Origin of the sequence: Microvirga pakistanensis, from assembly GCF_004458765.1 — a bacterium.
Taxonomy (GTDB): Bacteria; Pseudomonadota; Alphaproteobacteria; order Rhizobiales; family Beijerinckiaceae; genus Microvirga; species Microvirga pakistanensis.
This window is the reverse complement of the sequence record NZ_SPJX01000347.1, coordinates 1-223: the sequence shown is the minus strand read 5'-3', so window position 1 is coordinate 223 and position 223 is coordinate 1. Positions and strand designations below refer to the sequence as shown.

The following is a 223-nucleotide window of genomic DNA, read 5'->3' as shown; positions in this document are numbered from 1 at the left end:
GACCGGAGCTGGTATTCCGGCTACATCAACTCGCTCACCTACGTGCTGATCAACACGGTGCTGTCGATCGCCTTCGCATTGCCGGCGGCCTATGCGTTCTCGCGGTACCGCGTCCTCGGCGACAAGCACCTGTTCTTCTGGCTTCTCACCAACCGCATGGCACCGCCCGCGGTCTTCGCGCTGCCCTTCTTCAACCTCTACTCGGCCATCGGTCTGTTCGACA

At 61.4% G+C, this 223-nt stretch carries 1 pseudogene; it reads left to right on the top strand.

What is annotated here, in order from left to right:
• Positions 1 to 223 (top strand): annotated as a pseudogene (locus tag E4K09_RS18130) (carbohydrate ABC transporter permease); the annotation flags it as partial.